This window comes from Mesorhizobium sp. M7A.F.Ca.CA.002.05.1.1 (genome assembly GCF_003998335.1).
Lineage (GTDB): Bacteria > Pseudomonadota > Alphaproteobacteria > Rhizobiales > Rhizobiaceae > Mesorhizobium.
The window spans coordinates 1-1455 of record NZ_RZQI01001190.1 but is presented as its reverse complement, the minus strand read 5'-3'; the positions used below and the strand labels follow the sequence as shown (position 1 = coordinate 1455).

Sequence of the window (1455 nt, the reverse complement as noted above, 5' to 3'; positions counted from 1 at the left end):
GTCCTGGCGAGGTGTGTCTCCAACTGCTGCTGTTCGTGACACAGCGTCAGTGTCTCATCATGGATCTTTTGCCAGTCGCCACACAGACGAAGAGCAGGATCAGCCGCGCTGCTGCCGTCCGTCAGTTCGGCGGCTCGCGACTTTACCTGGAAGGGCCACGCCGCCGCGGCCGTAGCCGTGCCCGCCAGCAAGCGCCGCCGGGTGACGAAAAACGAACTCATGCTACTGTCGGAATCAGCCATTATCCGAGCTCCTAACAGCTGGGGTTTTGGTGAGGCCGCATCGAGTGTTCGCGCACTCGGTGCGGCCGCTTTCTAAAAACGAAAGGATTGTCTGTTTTTAGAAAGCCATTGTCAACGTTTTCCGAAAAGGCTTGCGATTTTCGGGAGTTATCACCAGTTTGCGGCATGGATTCTTCCCAATGTCGCGCCGCACGAGCGCTGTTGAAATGGACGCAAGAGGATCTCGCCGCCCGCTCCGGCGCGAGTGCTGTTACCATTCGCAATTTCGAAAACGAGCGTTCTGTTCCTCAAACAGGAACGCGATATCTCCTCCAGAAAACGCTTGAGAATGCCGGCATCGAGTTCATTCCTGAAAATGGCGGTGGTGTCGGCGTGCGTTTGTCACGGCGTTCCGAAAGGACGTAGGATCGGTGAAACAGCTCCCGATAGGCAAGGCAAAGCGCGTCCATTAGCCGACAATCATTCGATTGCGGCCGCAGTCAGAGGGATCAACCGCGAAGACTTCGACGAGCGGCAGAAGGGTTTCGGGGTCGAACGGCGACTGCTCAGACCGGTTCATGCAACTGCCTTCGCTCGCAGAGGTTCGATGTGGCTCTTGCCTGCAATGATGCCGGCAAGCCGATCGGCCCAACGCTCCAAGGCATCCCGTTTCTCGCTCATATAGTCGTAGCGCGCATATACCCGCGACGTGACCGTACTCTTGGTCGCCGAAACGTGATTCAACACATGCCCGACGATGAACGGCGAAATGCCGATTTCTTCCATGCCCGTCGCAGCAGATCGCCGAAGGTCATGCGGCGTCCACGGTGCAATGCCCATGATCATCGCTACGCCGCGCTTGCTGATCTCTTCTCGCTTCACTGCCTTCGGGACAGATGCGCCGGTGACTGCTGCACGGGCGCCCGGTCCAGGAAAAACGAAAGGCGGTACCGCCCTGCCCTTGCGCTCCGACAGCGCCTTCACGTCTGCGATCTGATCGCCGATGATCCGGATTGCCATTTCGCACAGCGGGACAATATGGTCGCGGCCGTTCTTCGCGCGCCTGGCTGGTATCGTCCAAAGGTCGCGTGTCAAGTCCAGTTCGCCGTGCTCCATGCCGGCGATCTCGCCAACACGCTGTCCGGTAACCAAGCACAGGCGCAGAATGCGGCGGGGGCTTTCCCGCATGTCGGCTTTGGGCAAAGCCGCCCCCATCGTCTTTATCTCGTCGGCC

The 1455-nt window shown here is 59.0% G+C and carries 2 protein-coding genes and 1 pseudogene; 1 reads left to right on the top strand and 2 read right to left on the bottom strand.

Going from position 1 to position 1455, the window contains the following annotated elements; translation table 11 throughout:
- Nucleotides 1–242: pseudogene (locus EN939_RS34000) on the bottom strand (hypothetical protein); the annotation flags it as partial.
- A 165-nt stretch (nt 243–407) separates the two neighbouring features.
- Between EN939_RS34000 and EN939_RS33995 the strand changes: the two are divergent.
- Nucleotides 408–647 (top strand): helix-turn-helix domain-containing protein, encoded by a 240-nt coding sequence (locus tag EN939_RS33995; RefSeq protein ID WP_127271801.1) that lies wholly within the window; start codon nt 408–410, stop codon nt 645–647.
- Nucleotides 648–797: 150 nt separating this feature from the next.
- Here the strand turns inward: EN939_RS33995 and EN939_RS33990 are convergent, their stop codons facing one another.
- Nucleotides 798–1445, bottom strand: a complete 648-nt coding sequence (locus EN939_RS33990) for a site-specific integrase (RefSeq protein WP_272483133.1) — start codon at nt 1443–1445, stop codon at nt 798–800.
- Nucleotides 1446–1455 lie beyond the last annotated feature (10 nt).

Coding starts and splice junctions, on each gene's coding strand:
- EN939_RS33995 (WP_127271801.1), top strand. CDS start 408: ATGGATTCTTCCCAATGTCGCGCCGCACGAGCGCTGTTGAAATGGACG.